Genomic DNA, 17,139 nt, shown 5'->3' with positions numbered 1-17,139 from the left:
CATCTCATGTAACCAGTGCAGAAGAAATCACTCATAAGAAACGTTTACCCGTTTATATGCTTATTCTTGTGGGGTTATTTCTCGTAGCGATGCTTCTTTACATGATAGCCAATTGGGTGTGATGTGCTGAACACATCAGTCCCATGATAATGAAGAATGATTTATCTAACCGACTCTAGCCATATTTATATTGCTAGAGTTTTTGTTTATGTCGCTTTATCATAAATTTATACAAATCATAAAATGTCTTAATTTTTGATTGTTATGAATAAAAATAATTTTTTCAGCTAAAAATAATTTTTTTTGCCCTTATTAAAATACATGTAATTTGTAAGTGATTCATAGTTTAAGGCGAGTGAATAGGGTACTTATGCTTTATTTTGAGTCATATTTGTAGAAGTTATGCAGTTAAAATTGAACAATAAATAATCAAAATATACAGTGAATGTGTGGTGAATTAAAAAGCAGATCAGCATTTTAGATTGAGTCTGGAATGTTTGTGAATCTCAACGAAGTATAAATCTATATAAATCTCAAGCTTGAGGAATAAAAAATGAATGAAATTTTACAAACACGGGGGCATTTTGATGCCATGTATTATTGGGATCAATTCCAACCCATATTGGCCGCAGTCGCCATTCTCATTGTCGGTTGGATTATTGCTTTAATTATTGCTGCGGGCGTTAAAAAAGTTCTCGAAAAACTGGGAACCAATCAGAAATTATCATCAGCGACAGGTCATCGCTCAAATATTGAAAATATTTTATCTCGAATCGTATTTTGGATCGTGATGATCATTGCAGTGATTGGTGCTTTAAATGTGCTGAATTTAACCAGTGTCAGTGGTCCGTTTAGCCTGATGATTCAACAATTCTTATTGTTTATCCCTCAATTATTGGCCGCCGTTGCAATCGGTTTTATTGGCTGGATTATCGCAAATCTTGTCAAAGTTGGACTAAAGCGAGTTTTAGATCGAACACAATTAGATGAGAAACTCAGTGCTGATGTGGGGGTTAGTCCAATTACCCAAAATATTGCAGATATCGTGTATTGGCTTATTTTATTGTTATTTTTGCCAATTGTTTTATCAATATTGGGTTTAGAAGGTTTATTACTTCCTGTTCAAAACATGTTAAATGAAGCGGTATCATATTTACCTAATATTTTCATAGCAGGCGTTATTGTTTTTGTTGGATATATCTTAGCAAAAATTGTACGCGGTATTGTTGAAGGCTTGATTAGCAGTTTAAATTTGCAAGCTCAAATTGAAAAAGTAGGTTTATTTAAAAATTCCAATCAAGGCTTATCTAAGTTTTTAGGTTCTTTTGTTTTCGCAATCGTGATGATTACGTCGTTAATCGTTGCATTTGAAGCTTTGGGTATCCAAGCGATTTCTCAACCTGCCACGGCGATGTTGGCTGAAATCATGTATGCCATTCCACATATTATTGCGGCAGGGTTGATTCTCATCGTTGCCTATGTGGTGTCTCGTTTTGTGGGACGTTTGGTTGCTGAAGTTGTTGCAGGAACAGGCGTAGATGAAATTCCAACAAAATTAGACGTCCAGCGGTTTTTAGGTGATACCAAAGTTTCTTGTATTATCGGTTATCTCATCGTTATTTTTACCATGTTATTTGCTGTTTCAGAAGCAGCGAATCGACTTGGTTTTGAACAAGTCAGCGGTTTAATCGCAATGTTTATTCACTTTGGTGCCAATATTTTATTAGGTGCAGTGATTCTTGTGATTGGTTTCTGGTTAGCCAATATTGTCGCAAATGTGGTGCAACGTGGTGAATATAATAGTTCTCGTTGGTTAGGGAATCTGGTTCGTATACTGATCATGGGTTTAGTCATTGCTATGGGCTTAAGAGCAATGGGAATTGCAGACTCTATTGTTAATCTTGCCTTTGGTTTAACTTTAGGCTCAGTTGCTGTCGCATTTGCCTTAGCCTTTGGTTTGGGTGGTCGTCAGCCTGCGGAGCGGGTTTTAGGGGATTTGATTGATAAAGCGAAAAGACAAGCCAATCAACCGAATCCGCTCAACCAGAAAGCAAATGATCCGTCGAATAATGCATTAGCAGAGAATACGCAAGTGACAGCAGATGCGCCAATCATTGAAACGGAGTACCAATCTTTGAACGATACATTGGATAATTCTCACAATCATGATGAAAATGACCCGAAATAACCTTTAATTTTGCAAAAAGATCGATCAGGATATTTGATCGATCTTTTTTATTTTATGATTGTTTAGCGTATATATTGTTATTGTACAAATATAGAGGAGAAAAATAATGTCCAACAAACAGCCGAATAAATTCATTGCTCCAATTGTTATTGCTGGAATTACGATTGGATTTTTAGCCAGTGCGTATAAGTTTGTTTTTGCCAAATCGAATAAGCAACAAAGCGAAGTTGCTCAGCAAGAGAATGCGCAAGTCGATCATTCAAAAGAGCTGCAAGATTAAATCTGCATTTTCAATTGCAATAGATGAATGTGTAGCGGACTTGAATATAGATCAGCTTGGCGGTTTAAAACGTTAAAAACCGCCTAATACTATGATTTAAAATTTATTTTTAGAAAATAAATACATCAAACATACTCGGAAGCGGCGTGTGCGGATGCCCATGCCCATTGGAAATTAAAGCCACCCAAATGACCTGTGACATCTAAAATCTCACCAATAAAGAACAAACCTTTTTGCTTTTTACTTTCCATTGTTTTTGATGAAACTTCAGTGGTATCAACACCACCTAGAGTAACTTCAGCGGTACGATAACCTTCTGTTCCTGAAGGTTTAACTTCAAACTGATGTAATTTATTGGCAATGCTTTCAAGCTTTTCATCACTTAATTGCCCAATTGCTATTTCTGCAAATTCTACCCAGATTAAATTTTGTAGTTCAATCACCACACTTTTTGGTAAATGTTCAATGAGCAAAGTACGAATCAGAACTTTAGGTTGAGTTTGTTTTTTTGCTTTAAAAAACTCGAAAAGATCATGAGCGGGTAAGAAATCTATTTTAAAACTTTGCCCAACATTCCAATAGTTGGAGAGTTGCAGCGAGCTTGGGCCACTTAAACCACGATGAGTAAAGAGTAATGCTTCGGTAAAGCTATTCAGTTCATTCGAAAGCGTGGCTTCAACAGCATTACCACTTAAACGAGTGGTGACTTCTTTAAATTGATCTGAGAATGTAAAGGGAACAAGACCTGCACGAGTTGGATAAATATGGTGTCCAAATTGTTTCGCAATTTTATAACCAATATCAGAACCACCCAATGTTGGAATAGATAAACCACCCGCAGCAACGACCACAGATTCAGCTTGAAAATAGCCTAAGTTAGTTGCAACTTGAAAACCTTGTGGATCGGTTTGTGAGACTGCTTTGACTTCACAATTGGTTTTGATATCGACCAAATGGGTCTTTTCACATTCATTCAATAACATGGCTAAGATTTCTTTTGCCCCTTTTAGGGTAAAAAGCTGACCATGTTTACGCTCTTCGTATTCAATACCATACTCGCAAACCATGCCAATAAAGTCCCAATTGGTATAGCGTGTTAAAGCAGAAATGACGAAGTGTGGATTGTGCGAAATAAAGTTTTCAGGTTCGATATAAAGATTGGTGAAGTTACATTTTCCACCACCTGACATGAGAATTTTTTTACCAATCTTATTGGCTTTTTCAACCACCAAAACTTTTCGACCACGTGCAGCCGCTTTTGCTGCAAGCATTAAACCTGAAGCACCTGCGCCGAGGACAATCACATCGTATTGGTTGGAAGACATGCAAAAACTCATGAAAAGTCAAAGCAGGGGATTATAGACAAATTTGAGTTAATTTTCAGAACTAATCTTGAGCTTAAATTTTGTTCTCGTTATTTAAAATCAATGAAGGGATTTTCCGACCCTGTAAACCGCCTGAATGAATGACCAATATTCTACTATTTTCTGCAAAATAAGCTTTTGAAATTAGGTCAAAAATACCATAGAGCATTTTCCCTGTATAAACCTGTTCCAAGGGAATGTGATGTTGATCTTCAAAGGTCTGAATAAACTGAAATAACTCAGGTGTTGTTTTGGCATAACCACCAAAGCAGTAATCATCGATAATTTTCCAATTGCTTTTAGCCGTTTGTTGAGCAACTTCTTGTTGTAGAAAATTACCTTTTAATGCCGAGAATCCTAGAATAGCGTGCCGATCCGTACTGGCTTCAATCAAACCAGTGATTGTTCCGCCAGTCCCGACGGCGCAACAAATGACGTCATAATTTTGTAAGTCATCTTGATTTAAAATCTCTTGACTACCTTGTATTGCCAAAGCATTTGTTCCACCTTCGGGGATGATATAAGCAAGAGGATACTGCTGTTTTAAATCAGCCAAAAATTCAGGTGTATCTTTTAATTTGTATTTTTCACGTGAAACGAATTGAAATTGCATACCCATTTGCTGAGCTGATTCCAAGGTTGAGTTCAATGTTTTATTTTCTAACTCAGCACCACGAATGATTCCAATACTTTGAAAGCCAAATAATTTAGCAGTATAAGCTGTCGCTGCAATATGATTGGAATACGCACCGCCAAAAGTTAGAATTTGTTTGAGTCCTAAATGTTGTGCTGCTAAAAAATTGTATTTGAGCTTAAAAAATTTATTACCCGAGATTTGCGGGTGAATTTGGTCTAGGCGTTTAATGGTGACTTGCACAGGAAGGTCAAGATTTAAAGTTTGATAAGGAATCGTTTGAGCAATACGATCGAACATATGCATATTCTTTAATAATCAAGCTGTATTTATACGAGTAAATCGTATTGTACTCAAATTCAATTTAAACATTGACTTATTTCGAGTTTGTATCAATAGAAGTGATCACAGACATTTCTTGTCTTAAGAACTCGAGCCCTTTTTGATTTGGGCCTATGCAAACCATATCAAATGGATTGCGCCACTAGTAAAAGAGGCTTTTGCCCATCTATAAACCTACGATGCTTTAATACCATGGATCAGTAAATCTACAGCACGTTTTGCCAATTGGATTTGCTCCTCTTCATTCATTCCTTGAAACGATGTTCTGAGAATTCCTGTAATCAAGGCATAATCTTTTGTGCTCAAATCAGCACGACAGACATTATGTGCAATGGCTTGGTCGATCAATGGTTGTAAAATTTGATCACGCTGTAAATAGATATTGACCAAAGCAGGGTCATCACGATCGATAACTCTCCAATATTCTGTAAGTGCTGTTAAATAAGGCAAATTATCGACATGATTTTGAATGAGTCGAATCATACCATCAGGATATTGGACATAATTCTTAGCACGTTCTTCAAGTCGACTTAAAGCTTGCTCCATCAATGTAAGTACCAAGGCACGACGATCTTGAAAATTTCGATAAAAAGTTGCTCGCCCAACACCTGCTTCATCAATAATGAGTTGTAAGGGTGCACGAATACCTTGTTCACGAAAGATTTTTAGCGCAGCTGCAAGCAAGTCTTCACGATTTTGAGCAGCTTGTTGTTGGCGTTTGAGCATGAGTAATGCAGCGCTTGGAGTATTTATATTTATTTAACGGACATTTTTGTCCGATGTAAAATAGTGCGCTGTTTATTTTTGTAAGTTAAAGCAATAACAACGCATTCTTAGATAAAATAATGCTTCAATATAAAGATAAATATGATGAATAAACAATTAGAGTTAGTTTTGCTGTGATAACGATGATTTTGATTAAAAAGAGAAATTATGTGAATGATTGTCGGAATTTATTCTTTTACGCCTCTGTTGTCATTTTGAGTGCATGTAATCCACCCGATCATCAGCAAATACAACAAAATAAAAGCGATACGCAGTTACAGCAGCAATTTCAACAATGGAAAGCGAAGCAAAATCCCGAATTATTGGCTGGGTATTATCAATTTATGGCGCAATATCTGAGAAATCCACCAAGCTTAATGGAGTTAACAACAACACGTAATTATATGCCTGAGCAATGCTATTCCAAACGTTTTGCGATTCCACCTAAGCATTATTGGAAAAATGTCGTGAACAGTTTGCAGTTGGTTGAGAAATTAAATCGAAATGAACTTTTTAAGCAATACACTATTACTGCAATTTATCGCAGTCCTGAATTAAATAAATGTATACATGGTGCAGAAAAGAGTAAGCATTTACATAATTTTGCTGTAGATTTTTATGTGCTTGACCCTAAAGAAATAAATGACAGTGATCGTAAATTATTGTTGAAAAGAATGTGTCAGTTTTGGAAAGTTGAAGGTAAGCATTTTAAAATGGGGCTGGGTGTTTATGGCAATAATCGCTATCACATAGATACGCAAGCTTATCGAACGTGGGGCAAAGATTATAAATCTACAAGTTCAGCATGCTTGAAAATTTAAAATCATATTGAAGATGACTCAATTGTTTTGGGTGTTTTAATTGTTTTGATAATACATAAAATAATCGCGATAGATTCAAAAAATGGGGTAATTTCAAATGTTTAATTTAAGACGGTATTTTATATCCGCAGTCATATTATCCAACAGTGCATTTGCTTTTGCGCAAGCAGATGCTGCATATGAAGTTGATCCAAACGCGAAAGTTTTAGGTCAAGCCGGTCAAGTGAAAATTCAAAAAGAGTTTTGTGATCAAAATTATTCATGTGATTATGTTTTGTATGATGCTAAAGGGGAACGACAAGTTCTTATTACGAATTGGTCAAAAACAGCGCATGTTTATCAATTTAATTCGAACTTAATGGGGTTTAAATTAGGTTCAACAGGTGGCGGTCATGTTCTCACAATCATTGATCATAAAAACCATCAGAAAGATTATTCGAATTTCTTAGCAATCAATAAATCAAAAACTTGCTTTGTAACGTATGAATCAGGGCTAAAGAATATGCCTGATTCTTTAGTGTTTTATAGTGTGCCTGATCTGCGTGTGCATCTCGTTTTAAACCATAAAGTTCCACAGTTTAAACAGTTCACCTATCCAAATAGTACGAATTTTGAAGATAATGGTGATTTTTCTTTTAATTATAATGTGAAATTAGAGGGTGAAATGGATAATCAATACGTGATGATTCAAAAACCTTGTCAGCCCGATTATCGTATTATTATGAATTAAAAAGGTTATGAAAATATTCTCAAAAGATTGATATTTAATTCACTTTTCATTGGTCGCCTTGGATCGCTATTCAGTTACTCTATAGGCTGTTAATTTTTTCATGTGGTAGTTATTTTATTTTGAATAAAACTGTTTTTAATGAAAATAGTCAATTTTATTGAACATATAAAACAAGCAAGGCATAGATTAAACAAGGGAATTAATTCAACCTTGTGGGAAATAAATTAGCTTTGCAAAAAAAATAGCTGTATTTTTGTACAAAACTGCTATGCTGAATAGATAAGAATAAGGAAAGAGGATATGTGATGAATAAACTATCCATCGGTTTAAGTGTTTTACTGGCTGTATGTTTAGTAGGATGCGAGAAGAAAGCACCAATGAGCTCAGCTAAAACTGAAGTCCGTTCGATTCATATCGCAGGGATGCCTGTTTATGAAAAAGATTACCGTCTTACAACACGTGAAAATACCATAGATTCAGAACACTAAATTTTCTGAATGAAAAGAGCATCAAACCTGATGCTCTTTGTATATTTAACGGTGATTTTTGAAAAACTTATTTAAAAAAAGATGTAGAAAAATAACTTTCAATTTGTTTTGATTCAAAACTCTAAAGCATATATTTCTAAGTATATTTGCCGAAACTCAGCTGTCATCTATTGGGTTAAAATTTAGGTATTTGCTCAGTGACAGATTAAATTAAATCAATTTGCCAATTTGATGCAAAAATTTCTAAATTACATTGGTGTAATTGCGCTGTGACCTCATCATAATGTTTTTGTAGATCATTCATTGTAATGGTATGAATCCATGATGCATCTTGTTTGTATAGATGATAATCGACATTAATTTTATCAATCGCTTGCTGAATGATTCGTTGCTGATTGAGTAGTGCTTTCCGATCTGCAAGTACATTTAAAACTTTACGGCCATGGATAGTTTTTGTTACAGCATTGGTTGCTTCTATGCGATTGGTGAGTTCATAGATTTCTCGATTTACTGAAAAAGCTTCTCGAATCAAAATATGTGGTGCATCGTTGAGTTTCGCATCGGACTTGATCAATAAATTATTATTGATCCTTTGCTGTAAGGCATCTCGTTTCGTGGTTAACTCAATACGAAGTAAAAGTGCTTCAGCAATAGTCATGTTTTTAGAGGATTTTTTTAGATTCATTACATTTATTTTTTAGGAATAGTTAATTATTAAGGCTAGTTTATGCTTTTTCTATTTTAAAAGAAAGCATTCGATGTGTGATTACGTCGACATTTATTTAAACGATTGAAATTTTTTGCCTTATTTTGATTCTTAGATTTACCAATCTTAAAATGAGAATGATTGAATATTGATATATAAAAAAGCACTTTTAGGGTAAAATCGGCTTTGCTAAAAATCTATCTGAGTAATGCGTAGTGGAATCGTTAATTGTTTTAGGATCAATAGCTCTAGCTCTGATGTTGGGTGCGATTAGTCCTGGCCCTACATTTATCTATGTAGCGAAAAACTCTATTGCGATTTCACGTCAACATGGCTTATTTACAGCTTTGGGTACGGGTACTGGCGCTGCTTTGTTTGGACTTTTAGCTGTAATGGGTTTACAGGCTATTTTATTGGCAGTTCCTTCTGCTTATTTGGCTTTGAAAATCTGTGGTGGTTTATATTTGCTTTGGCTGGCTTATAAAATTATTAAACATGCCAAAGAGCCTATGCAACAAATGGATGGTAAAGCTCAGGTGATGAGTTTTGCGCATGCTTATCGTTTGGGTTTAATTACTCAATTGAGTAATCCTAAAATTGCGATTATTTTAGCCAGTGTTTTTACTGCACTTTTGCCGAAAGAAATTCCAACCTATTATTATTTTGTCTTGCCTGTTTTATGTTTTTTTATTGATGCAGGATGGTATTCATTGGTGGCAGTTGCACTTTCAGCGGAAGGCCCTCGTAAGGTTTATTTAAAATCTAAAAAAATATTTGACCGTATTGCAGGTGGGGTAATGACTGTACTTGGGTTGAAGTTAATTTTTGGGATGAAGTAACAGTTTTACCTCATCGCAAAGGAAGATAATTTATTTAAGGGTCAATCCTTAAAATGCACAGGAATCCACTGATAGCTTTTGCCATCAGCTGAATAAATGTGTCCAATGGCAGGAAATGGTAAGTGTGGCGCTGCGATGGTCTGCCCATTTTTTGCATAGTCAGCAAATTGTTTTAAGCGTGTTTGAACGGCTGCTTTAGGATCTATATCATAATCAATCGCCGTTTCAGGTCGATCAAACTGAACGGTATGTGAATGCACAATATCTCCAATAAAAATCACATCTTCATCTGAAGTTTTCAGTTTGTAGCTAAAATGGCCTGGAGTATGTCCGGGTGTACTGATTACTTCAAAACCATCAATTTTATCCCCAAGCTTAAATATTTTAAATTGCTTCTTGGTTTGGTATGGGGCAAGTGCCGCTTTAATTTTAGGAACAGTACCCGTATATTTTGCTTGTTGATCTTTCGGGATTTTTTGTAGTTGTTTGGGATCTAACCAATAATCAGCTTCGTTTTCAGAGACATAAATTGTGGCATTTGGATAATTCGAAACACCATTTTTACTCACACCACATGAGTGATCGGGGTGTAAGTGCGTCAGTAAAATGGTATTGACTTGTTCAGGTTGGTATCCCGCAGCTTTTAAATTCTTCAGAACAGAACCCAAATGTGCTCCAAAGCAATCCGCAGTACCACTATCGACTAAAACCAAAGATTGACCTGTATTGACCAAGAAAGCATTTATTGAGGTTTGTACGCCTTTGGCTTGATCTGCATGGTACTTTTTAAGAATTTTATGTACCTGATCTTGAGGCATGTTTTGAAATAAGGTTGGGGATATAAAATTTGTTCCATCAAGCAAAGCGGTGATTTGAGTATTTCCGACTTGATGTTGATAGTAGCCTGAAACTTGTTTTTGTGATTGGATCGAAGTTTGAGGAAGAGTACCTGCAAATGCTGTAAAACTAAAGAAAGTTGAGCTTATTAAAGCGGATATGAGGATTTTATTCATTGTTAAAAGTTCTCAAATTTGTTGAATTATCTATTTTTTAGCATGTCATGGAGAACCTTTAAACTCTTTTTTATGGATTGTTATTTCAATAGAATTATTTTTATCATCTGGCATTTTCTGACGCAGATCCTCAACAATTGCAAATACTGTTGAAAATATAGATGATCTTGTTAATTGAATTAAATTTAGGAGGCTATTTTCGAAGTCAGTGATTTTTACATAAGTATGCGTAGAATCGTTAGAGAGTTCGAAAGTATCTGGAACTAGAAATAAAATATGATGTTCAAGAGCATTTCTCCAGTTTTTATAGAAACCAAATTGTCCATTTTGCTCATTAAGATCACAAATAATACTATTAATAGCAATTAATGCAAAATTTTCTTTGCTTTCCAAAATAGTTTTATTTTGACGCCAAAAATTATTAAAAGCAGTGTTTTTTTCAATTTTAAATGAAAAGTATTGACATAAAAATATAGCTAACTTATCTAATATTGAGAAACACAACCTGAAGCAAGTTCTTAATCTTTCAGATTTTATATTAATTATCTCTTGATCATATAATTCAGAATAACAACTTTCATAGTCGAACTTTGAGCTGTCTATGAATTTAGATTCATAAAGCATTATACGCATTAATGAAAATTCAGCTTTCATTCGATTCAAATATTGTTCATATTGGAGAATATCCGCTGAGGAAATTACTTCTTGTAATAAAGTTAAATCATCTCTTTCGTTGGAAATACATGAACAGTACATACCATGGATATTTAGAGTTAAATTTTCATAAATACACCATTGTCTAAATTGAGACATCTCTGCTAGTTCTTCAAGATTCTTATTTTTATCATCATCTTCATCAAAATCAGGAATTTGAGATCTTAGGAATTCAATTCTATGAAAGTAATATGGTTTATAGCTCGTAGGTGTAAAAGCAGAGAGATATGCAAATTCATAGCCCTTTACAATTTCTTGAATCATTTTTCCATTACGATGATCAAGGAGTTTATCAAAATCCTCTAAGCATGTACTTCTATTGATAAAAGCTTCAGGATAGTCTAATTTTGTTTGGATCATTTTTTCATAGATATACATTGCCTCAGAGAAGCGATATTGTTGTTTTAATACATTAGCTAAATTTATCAAATTTTGATAGTAAAGGTTTGGGTCTATTTCTTTATCAATATTTTTAAACACCTGCCAATATAGGTTTTTTGCTTCACTATATAATTGGCTTTCCTTGTAGTTTAAAATACTGTTTTTATGTCCAAAATTATTTGCAATACTAATCTTTGCATTAGCTAAATTATAAAAAAAGTTGTTACCGAACTCCTTTTCATAATGTTCATAATTTTGCTCTAAAATTTCAAGACCTTTATTTACTGCGATTTCGTTTTTTAAAGATGAACCCACATCTATAAATTGCCCAGCTAAATTAAATAGAAGGTGAAGTTTAATTGTTGATGTCTCATGTTTTTCTAACTCACTGAACATTATTTCAGAACCAAATAAAGCTTCACTCCATTCACATTGATCAATAGAGTTAGAAATAGCATTTATCGCTTCATTAATTTTTTGTAGTTCCAGTTTCATTTTGAATTTTTTATAAAAAAGCCCTACTAAATATAGCAGGGCTTTTTATAAGTGTCTAAACCTCAAGAAACCTTATCACCCGCTTTAGCGCCAGTTTCAGGTGAAATCACCCAAACACCTTCACCATTGCCCGCAGCGAGTACCATACCGTTCGAAATACCAAAACGCATTTTACGTGGTGCAAGGTTAGCGACCATGACCACCAATTTACCTTTTAAGTCTTCAGGTGCATAAAACTCACGGATGCCACTAAACACATTACGTGGTTCAGCTTCGCCAACATTTAAAGTGAGTTGAAGAAGCTTGTCAGAACCATCTACATGCGCTGCCTCAAGTACTTCTGCTACACGAAGATCAACTTTCATAAAGTCTTCGATGCCAATCACTTCTGCCTCACCCACTTTTGGCTCAGGCTTCTTCTCGGCTTTCTTCTCTTTTTTCTTTTCAGCTTTTACAGGTTCTGCCGCAGCAGCTAAAGAATCTTTAGAAGCATCAACCATCGCTGCAACTGCTTTCGGGTCTACACGCTGCATTAACGGTTGAAATAACGCAATTTCATGATTCACCAAAATGGTTTTAGTTGAAGCAAAATCAAAGCTTTCAAGTTTTAAGAAGTCTTGAACTTGAGCCGCCAAAGTCGGTAATACAGGTGCTAAGTAAACCGCCAATTGACGGAATAAATTAATACCAACAGAACACACGTCATGAACTTGCTGTTCTTGACCTTCTTGTTTCGCCAATGCCCAAGGCTTTTTCTCATCAATATATTGGTTAGCTTTATCTGCAAGCGCCATGATTTCACGAATAGCAGCAGAGAACTCACGTGCTTCATAAGCTTGAGCGATAGATTCGCCAGCGTCAATAAAGCTTTGAACCAATTCAGGTTCAGCACATTCAGTTGATAATTTATTTTCAAAATTACTGTTAATGAATTTTGCACAGCGGCTCGCAATATTCACAACTTTACCCACCAAGTCTGAATTCACTTTTTGTACGAAGTCATCTAAGTTTAAATCTGAATCTTCAACCTTATCAGACAGTTTAGACGCAAAGTAATAACGTAAATATTCAGGATTCAAGTGCTGTAAATAGGTTTCAGCTTTGATGAATGTACCACGTGACTTCGACATTTTCTGACCATTTACAGTCAAGAAACCATTCACAAACAAACCAGTCGGTGTGCGGTAGTTTGCACCTTCCAACATTGCAGGCCAGAACAATGCATGGAAATACACGATGTCTTTACCAATGAAGTGATAAACCTCATTTTTAGAATCTTTTTTCCAATAGTCTTCAAAGTTCAGTTCTGGGCGTTTGGCTTTGATGTAATTTTCAAAACTCGACATATAGCCGATTGGTGCATCAACCCAAACGTAGAAATATTTGTTTGGTGCATCTGGAATTTCAAAACCGAAATACGGTGCATCACGTGAAATATCCCAATCGTTTAAACCATTCTCAAACCATTCATCTAGTTTGTTGGCGATTGAAACAGGTAAACGACCTTCATCACGTGTCCATTTCTGTAAATATTCTGCAAAATTAGGCAGTTTAAAGAAATAGTGATCAGATGATTTTTCGACAGGTGTCGCACCACTTAAAGTAGAACGTGGATTCAGTAATTCAGTTGCATTATAAGTTGTACCGCACACTTCACATGAGTCGCCGTACTGATCTTCAGATTTACATTTTGGGCACGTGCCTTTAATGAAACGATCTGAAAGGAACATGCTTTTTTCAGGGTCAAATAACTGCGTGACAGGGCGAATTGCAATATTGCCTGCTTCACGGTTTTTGATATAAATTTCAGAAGAACGGTTTTTATTTTCTTCACTATTGGTTGAATCATAGTGGTCGAAATGTACACCAAAACCATCAAAATCACGGATATGTTCTTTTTGAACATTGGCGATTTGCGCTTCTGGGGTAATACCATTCGCTTCTGCACGGAGCATGATCGCTGTACCGTGTGCATCATCCGCACATACATAAGTCACGTCATGTCCCATTGCACGCATGGCACGAACCCAGATATCTGCTTGGATGTAGCCGAGTAAGTGACCCATATGAATTGGACCATTTGCGTATGGAAGGGCATTTGTGACTAAAATATTTCGCACGGATATAACTCTCTTTCTCAAAGTTAATGCAAGGGCAATGATTTTAGCTCAATTGCTATGAAGTTGCACAAAAGAATAAGTGAATTCTTTTCAAAAGTAGCTTTTTATGTCATGTCGATTCATTATGATAAACAATAGAGCGTAATGCCAAAGAGCGACAAATCAATGATTGATGATGAATATTTTGAAGATGATCAAGCTGTAACCCGTATTCCGCAAAATCAGCAGTCTAAAAAGCGAGAGAATAATATTCTCAAAGCAGCAGGAGATTATCTTGATGAAATTTCTGAGAGCGAACATCAATACTTAATTGAGATATTACAAAGGCTTGCACAAGAAGAGCCTTATTTTAATGTGCTTGCCGATGAATTAGACCAGCCAGTAGGTGCAAAAGTTGCCAATGATGCTTTGAATTTATTACATTTTTGGAAAAAAATTCATAACGTTGACGATCTATCTCAGTTTAATTTGTTAGACGTGATCAATGCTGAGTTTTTCCAAACTGAACTACTCAACGCTTTTGATGAGTTAGAAATAGGTGAGTCCAAAATACAACGCCGTCAAGTGATAGAAGAAGCATTAAAGCTCTATGAATTAAAGCTTTTTGCAGGATGTATTCCACTTTTGTATGCGCAATTGGAAGGTTTACTGACCGATGTATTGCTTCAAAATGGTTATTTAAAACAACATGACACCAAGTTTGTGGATGTTTATAAAATCGTACCCGGTTTAAAGGGACATGAAATTAAAAGTTTGTGGCATAAGGCTAAGATTGCCAATGAGTTGAATCATTATTTTCTAGAATTATCTGCATATAAAATGGACAGCAGTTCAACTGTGACGATGACTCGTCATAACATTTTACATGGCACCGATATGAATCATTTTAATCAGGGACGTAGTTTTGTGCTGTTTATTTGGTTGTTTGCAGCAATCAGTTTTATGAGTTCGATCAGGTCTTAAAATTTTTATCAATACCGATACTTTCAAACTTCACCCAAATTTCACATAGACCTCTCTCAAATCACATTTTAGCTTTAGACAATAAAACCAAGATCGGAAAAGGAGAATATCATGCGATCTTGGGTTTTATTACTTTCAGCAATCAGTGCAAGCTTAGCCTCAGTATTCAGTTTGGTTTTACCACTTGGCTTGTTTCTTCGCTTTTACCATGGAAATTTATTTGTTAGCGCATCGGAACGAATGTCGAGCCGTGCGATTGAAGTATTGTTTTATCTCACACCATTTTTAGTTTTATTTGCTTTCTTTATTTTTTTAATCATTTTGAGTGGTTTAAAAGCCCCCAAGAAAGTATTTGAAATAAAGCAAATATTCAAAGCTATTGTGATGGTAGGTTTGAGTTGGTTTAGTTTTATATTTTTAATTCAATTTTTAGATGGTGTCATCCATAATATGGCCGAAAGTCTATTTTGGGGAATGATTGCGCTGCTTCTCATGTTACTGCCATTAACCGTTGGTATAGTCAGTGGGAATGTGATGTATTTTATTATCAATAAAAGATTATTTTGTAGTTTGAAAGGCAGTGAATGTCGTGAATATAAGTCTTCACCACTTTAATTAAGCTTGATTAAATTTAATGTGGTTTATTTAGCTATATAACTGTAAATAAAAACGTTGAATCCGTATTTTGAATAAGAAGGTTGAATCGTAATTTTGAGAGAAAATTAAATGTTAAAGCTTGTTGCAGAAGATTTTATTCAAGTGGATCAGATTGATTTAGTGTTACCACTGTATAAAGAACTGATTGAAAAGACCAAACTTGAACAAGGTTGTATTGCTTATGATCTTTTTCATGATTTAAAAGATGAAGGGCATTTTGTTTTTATTGAAGAATGGGCTGATCGGGCTGCATTAGATGCACATGTTCAATCAGAACATTTTCAGCGACTGGTTCCACTTATTGATCAATATCAACGAAAAGAAGGGAAGTTTACGCATTTACATTGTGTAGAAACACTATTTTCAAAACAAACTTAAAGGCCTTGAAGAATCATTGCCTTAATTTTAGTGGCTTTTTCAAAGTGATTAAGTTGATGGGTTTTAATCCACCATTCTGCTGCTTCCATAAGTTGCACAGGATCATCATTTTTATTGGCAAAAAATGCGTAAAATGAAAGTCCTACAGCATCACCTTTTTTGGCAATTTTTTCATCACAGATTTGAATGATTTTGGATCTTAAACTTTGACGCATATTTGCCCCATAAAATGAAAAATGTATGAACAGGATGTAAAAATAAACAATCATACAAATAAATTACTACATTATGTCGCTATGTAGCTCGATTGTTTCAAATTGCAGTTTTCTAACTTTAGACAGACTTCTCTTGCTATAAATAGGTCATGAAAGTGTTGTATCCACCGTATTTAATGTGAGTAACAGGAAGTGCCTATGACAAAATTAGATGACTTAAAAAACAAAGCCTCAGAAGTTGCAGATGATTTGAAATTGAAAGCACAAGAAGCGAAGTTAAGTGCTGAAAAAGTTGCTGATGATTTAAAGCATAAAGCTCAAGAGGCGCTTCTAAAAGGAGAAAAAGCGATTAATGATTTAAAACACAAGAAAGATGATGATCAAGCCAACTAAGTTGAATTCACAACATAAAAGCCTTTCGTGCTCATCACCAAAGGCTTTTATTTTCATAACGATTTAGCTTTGATCATTAAGGATCTTTGCGAACCCATTCAATTTTACGCACCTGATTATTGATCACAGTAAATGTATAAAGAACATTATCAATGTCATAGGTATAGTCAGAGGCAGTCACAGTCAGATCACCTTCTTTCATTTCATAAGAATTCATTGAAACAGGGGATTGAGCTATACGTAGCATCATTTCAGAAGAAGTATCGCCAACATTGACCATTTGCCCAGAAGAAGTTCGAACAGCACTGGTTGATGTTCCTGCAATCGCAAAACTAGAAATGAATAAGGAGAGGAATAAAGCTAAAATACGATGCATAAGTTCACCTTTTTATTGTTAGTAGAAAATATTTAGATTGATATAAAAATAATATAACGAAAATTGATTCAATCGTTTGTTGTGAAATTGTGGTCTAAATCTCAATAATAAACATGACAAAGTGTAGGAAATAAATAAAAATAAGTTATCAAATTTAGCTACTTATCTACATGTGAAAAGATTATTTTCATCATTCCAAAAATCATTATTTCTAATAAAAATGGAACTAAACGAGAGAAAGTTGAATAAATTTGTACTTTTATTCAATAAACCCAAC

The 17,139-nt window shown here is 34.8% G+C and carries 19 protein-coding genes; 10 read left to right on the top strand and 9 right to left on the bottom strand.

Going from position 1 to position 17,139, the window contains the following annotated elements; genetic code table 11:
• Positions 1-553 precede the first annotated feature (553 nt).
• Together CDA10_RS01415 and CDA10_RS16860 are read left to right on the top strand one after the other, a co-directional pair.
• Positions 554-2,188, top strand: coding sequence for a mechanosensitive ion channel (locus CDA10_RS01415; RefSeq protein WP_089603734.1), 1,635 nt, complete (start codon positions 554-556; stop codon positions 2,186-2,188).
• Positions 2,189-2,294: 106 nt separating this feature from the next.
• A complete protein-coding gene (locus CDA10_RS16860) occupies positions 2,295-2,468 on the top strand; it encodes a hypothetical protein (protein ID WP_167374933.1) in 174 nt (57 codons plus the stop codon).
• Between the two features lie 125 nt (positions 2,469-2,593).
• On the opposite strand, the gene CDA10_RS01410 is transcribed toward CDA10_RS16860, so the two are convergent.
• The 3 genes from CDA10_RS01410 to CDA10_RS01400 form a co-directional block, all read right to left on the bottom strand.
• Positions 2,594-3,793, bottom strand: coding sequence for a BaiN/RdsA family NAD(P)/FAD-dependent oxidoreductase (locus CDA10_RS01410; RefSeq protein ID WP_089603733.1), 1,200 nt, complete (start codon positions 3,791-3,793; stop codon positions 2,594-2,596).
• A 73-nt stretch (positions 3,794-3,866) separates the two neighbouring features.
• Positions 3,867-4,766, bottom strand: a complete 900-nt coding sequence (locus CDA10_RS01405) for a 1-aminocyclopropane-1-carboxylate deaminase/D-cysteine desulfhydrase (RefSeq protein ID WP_089603732.1) — start codon at positions 4,764-4,766, stop codon at positions 3,867-3,869.
• A 216-nt stretch (positions 4,767-4,982) separates the two neighbouring features.
• Positions 4,983-5,534, bottom strand: coding sequence for a TetR/AcrR family transcriptional regulator (locus CDA10_RS01400; RefSeq protein WP_089603731.1), 552 nt, complete (start codon positions 5,532-5,534; stop codon positions 4,983-4,985).
• Between the two features lie 209 nt (positions 5,535-5,743).
• Here CDA10_RS01400 and CDA10_RS01395 point away from each other — a divergent pair, with 209 nt between their 5' ends.
• The 3 genes from CDA10_RS01395 to CDA10_RS01385 all read left to right on the top strand — a co-directional run bounded on the left by CDA10_RS01395 (position 5,744) and on the right by CDA10_RS01385 (position 7,612).
• Entirely contained in the window at positions 5,744-6,394 is a 651-nt protein-coding gene (locus CDA10_RS01395) for a D-Ala-D-Ala carboxypeptidase family metallohydrolase (RefSeq protein WP_228704578.1), read from the top strand.
• 97 nt (positions 6,395-6,491) lie between these two features.
• A complete protein-coding gene (locus CDA10_RS01390; RefSeq protein WP_089603729.1) occupies positions 6,492-7,124 on the top strand; it encodes a hypothetical protein in 633 nt (210 codons plus the stop codon).
• Positions 7,125-7,429: 305 nt separating this feature from the next.
• Positions 7,430-7,612 (top strand): NF038215 family lipoprotein, encoded by a 183-nt coding sequence (locus CDA10_RS01385; RefSeq protein WP_089603728.1) that lies wholly within the window; start codon positions 7,430-7,432, stop codon positions 7,610-7,612.
• 205 nt (positions 7,613-7,817) lie between these two features.
• On the opposite strand, the gene CDA10_RS01380 is transcribed toward CDA10_RS01385, so the two are convergent.
• A complete protein-coding gene (locus tag CDA10_RS01380) occupies positions 7,818-8,270 on the bottom strand; it encodes a DIP1984 family protein (protein WP_089603727.1) in 453 nt (150 codons plus the stop codon).
• Between the two features lie 305 nt (positions 8,271-8,575).
• Between CDA10_RS01380 and CDA10_RS01375 the strand changes: the two genes are divergently transcribed.
• Positions 8,576-9,157, top strand: a complete 582-nt coding sequence (locus CDA10_RS01375) for a LysE family translocator (protein ID WP_171333929.1) — start codon at positions 8,576-8,578, stop codon at positions 9,155-9,157.
• Between the two features lie 41 nt (positions 9,158-9,198).
• On the opposite strand, the gene CDA10_RS01370 is transcribed toward CDA10_RS01375, so the two are convergent.
• From CDA10_RS01370 to metG, 3 genes are all read right to left on the bottom strand, one after another.
• Entirely contained in the window at positions 9,199-10,170 is a 972-nt protein-coding gene (locus tag CDA10_RS01370) for an MBL fold metallo-hydrolase (RefSeq protein ID WP_089603725.1), read from the bottom strand.
• A 45-nt stretch (positions 10,171-10,215) separates the two neighbouring features.
• Positions 10,216-11,760 (bottom strand): LA2681 family HEPN domain-containing protein, encoded by a 1,545-nt coding sequence (locus CDA10_RS01365; RefSeq protein ID WP_089603724.1) that lies wholly within the window; start codon positions 11,758-11,760, stop codon positions 10,216-10,218.
• Positions 11,761-11,822: 62 nt separating this feature from the next.
• Positions 11,823-13,880 (bottom strand): methionine--tRNA ligase, encoded by a 2,058-nt coding sequence (gene metG / locus CDA10_RS01360; RefSeq protein WP_089603723.1) that lies wholly within the window; start codon positions 13,878-13,880, stop codon positions 11,823-11,825.
• A 165-nt stretch (positions 13,881-14,045) separates the two neighbouring features.
• On the opposite strand from metG, the gene CDA10_RS01355 reads away from it, so the two are divergent.
• From CDA10_RS01355 to CDA10_RS01345, 3 genes are all read left to right on the top strand, one after another.
• Positions 14,046-14,843 (top strand): hypothetical protein, encoded by a 798-nt coding sequence (locus CDA10_RS01355; RefSeq protein WP_089603722.1) that lies wholly within the window; start codon positions 14,046-14,048, stop codon positions 14,841-14,843.
• A 111-nt stretch (positions 14,844-14,954) separates the two neighbouring features.
• Complete coding sequence (locus CDA10_RS01350) at positions 14,955-15,458, top strand: hypothetical protein (RefSeq protein ID WP_089603721.1); 504 nt, start codon at positions 14,955-14,957, stop codon at positions 15,456-15,458.
• A 111-nt stretch (positions 15,459-15,569) separates the two neighbouring features.
• The gene (locus CDA10_RS01345; RefSeq protein WP_089603720.1) at positions 15,570-15,878 is read left to right on the top strand and encodes a putative quinol monooxygenase; all 309 of its coding nucleotides are present in this window, start codon (positions 15,570-15,572) and stop codon (positions 15,876-15,878) included.
• Here CDA10_RS01345 and CDA10_RS01340 read toward each other — a convergent pair.
• A complete protein-coding gene (locus CDA10_RS01340) occupies positions 15,875-16,093 on the bottom strand; it encodes a DUF6500 family protein (RefSeq protein ID WP_089603719.1) in 219 nt (72 codons plus the stop codon). The two genes, CDA10_RS01345 and CDA10_RS01340, sit on opposite strands and share 4 nt — an antisense overlap.
• Before the next feature lie 198 nt (positions 16,094-16,291).
• On the opposite strand from CDA10_RS01340, the gene CDA10_RS01335 reads away from it, so the two are divergent.
• The gene (locus CDA10_RS01335) at positions 16,292-16,486 is read left to right on the top strand and encodes a hypothetical protein (RefSeq protein WP_089603718.1); all 195 of its coding nucleotides are present in this window, start codon (positions 16,292-16,294) and stop codon (positions 16,484-16,486) included.
• A gap of 76 nt (positions 16,487-16,562) precedes the next feature.
• Here the strand turns inward: CDA10_RS01335 and CDA10_RS01330 are convergent, their stop codons facing one another.
• Positions 16,563-16,862 (bottom strand): hypothetical protein, encoded by a 300-nt coding sequence (locus CDA10_RS01330; RefSeq protein ID WP_089603717.1) that lies wholly within the window; start codon positions 16,860-16,862, stop codon positions 16,563-16,565.
• Positions 16,863-17,139: the final 277 nt, after the last annotated feature.

The organism is Acinetobacter piscicola, assembly GCF_002233755.1.
GTDB lineage: Bacteria > Pseudomonadota > Gammaproteobacteria > Pseudomonadales > Moraxellaceae > Acinetobacter > Acinetobacter piscicola.
Note: the sequence above shows the minus strand (reverse complement) of the source record. Positions and strands in the feature narration are given on the sequence as shown.

What these genes read in the sequence shown, in the direction of transcription:
- CDA10_RS01400 (WP_089603731.1), bottom strand. Translation starts at nt 5,534, where the DNA reads ATGCTCAAACGCCAACAACAAGCTGCTCAAAATCGTGAAGACTTGCTT.
- CDA10_RS01380 (WP_089603727.1), bottom strand. Translation starts at nt 8,270, where the DNA reads ATGACTATTGCTGAAGCACTTTTACTTCGTATTGAGTTAACCACGAAA.
- CDA10_RS01350 (WP_089603721.1), top strand. Translation starts at nt 14,955, where the DNA reads ATGCGATCTTGGGTTTTATTACTTTCAGCAATCAGTGCAAGCTTAGCC.
- CDA10_RS01355 (WP_089603722.1), top strand. Translation starts at nt 14,046, where the DNA reads ATGATTGATGATGAATATTTTGAAGATGATCAAGCTGTAACCCGTATT.
- CDA10_RS01390 (WP_089603729.1), top strand. Translation starts at nt 6,492, where the DNA reads ATGTTTAATTTAAGACGGTATTTTATATCCGCAGTCATATTATCCAAC.
- CDA10_RS01335 (WP_089603718.1), top strand. Translation starts at nt 16,292, where the DNA reads ATGACAAAATTAGATGACTTAAAAAACAAAGCCTCAGAAGTTGCAGAT.
- CDA10_RS01340 (WP_089603719.1), bottom strand. Translation starts at nt 16,093, where the DNA reads ATGCGTCAAAGTTTAAGATCCAAAATCATTCAAATCTGTGATGAAAAA.
- CDA10_RS01365 (WP_089603724.1), bottom strand. Translation starts at nt 11,760, where the DNA reads ATGAAACTGGAACTACAAAAAATTAATGAAGCGATAAATGCTATTTCT.
- CDA10_RS01370 (WP_089603725.1), bottom strand. Translation starts at nt 10,170, where the DNA reads ATGAATAAAATCCTCATATCCGCTTTAATAAGCTCAACTTTCTTTAGT.
- CDA10_RS01405 (WP_089603732.1), bottom strand. Translation starts at nt 4,766, where the DNA reads ATGTTCGATCGTATTGCTCAAACGATTCCTTATCAAACTTTAAATCTT.
- CDA10_RS01415 (WP_089603734.1), top strand. Translation starts at nt 554, where the DNA reads ATGAATGAAATTTTACAAACACGGGGGCATTTTGATGCCATGTATTAT.
- CDA10_RS16860 (WP_167374933.1), top strand. Translation starts at nt 2,295, where the DNA reads ATGTCCAACAAACAGCCGAATAAATTCATTGCTCCAATTGTTATTGCT.
- CDA10_RS01375 (WP_171333929.1), top strand. Translation starts at nt 8,576, where the DNA reads ATGTTGGGTGCGATTAGTCCTGGCCCTACATTTATCTATGTAGCGAAA.
- CDA10_RS01410 (WP_089603733.1), bottom strand. Translation starts at nt 3,793, where the DNA reads ATGTCTTCCAACCAATACGATGTGATTGTCCTCGGCGCAGGTGCTTCA.
- CDA10_RS01385 (WP_089603728.1), top strand. Translation starts at nt 7,430, where the DNA reads ATGAATAAACTATCCATCGGTTTAAGTGTTTTACTGGCTGTATGTTTA.
- CDA10_RS01330 (WP_089603717.1), bottom strand. Translation starts at nt 16,862, where the DNA reads ATGCATCGTATTTTAGCTTTATTCCTCTCCTTATTCATTTCTAGTTTT.
- CDA10_RS01345 (WP_089603720.1), top strand. Translation starts at nt 15,570, where the DNA reads ATGTTAAAGCTTGTTGCAGAAGATTTTATTCAAGTGGATCAGATTGAT.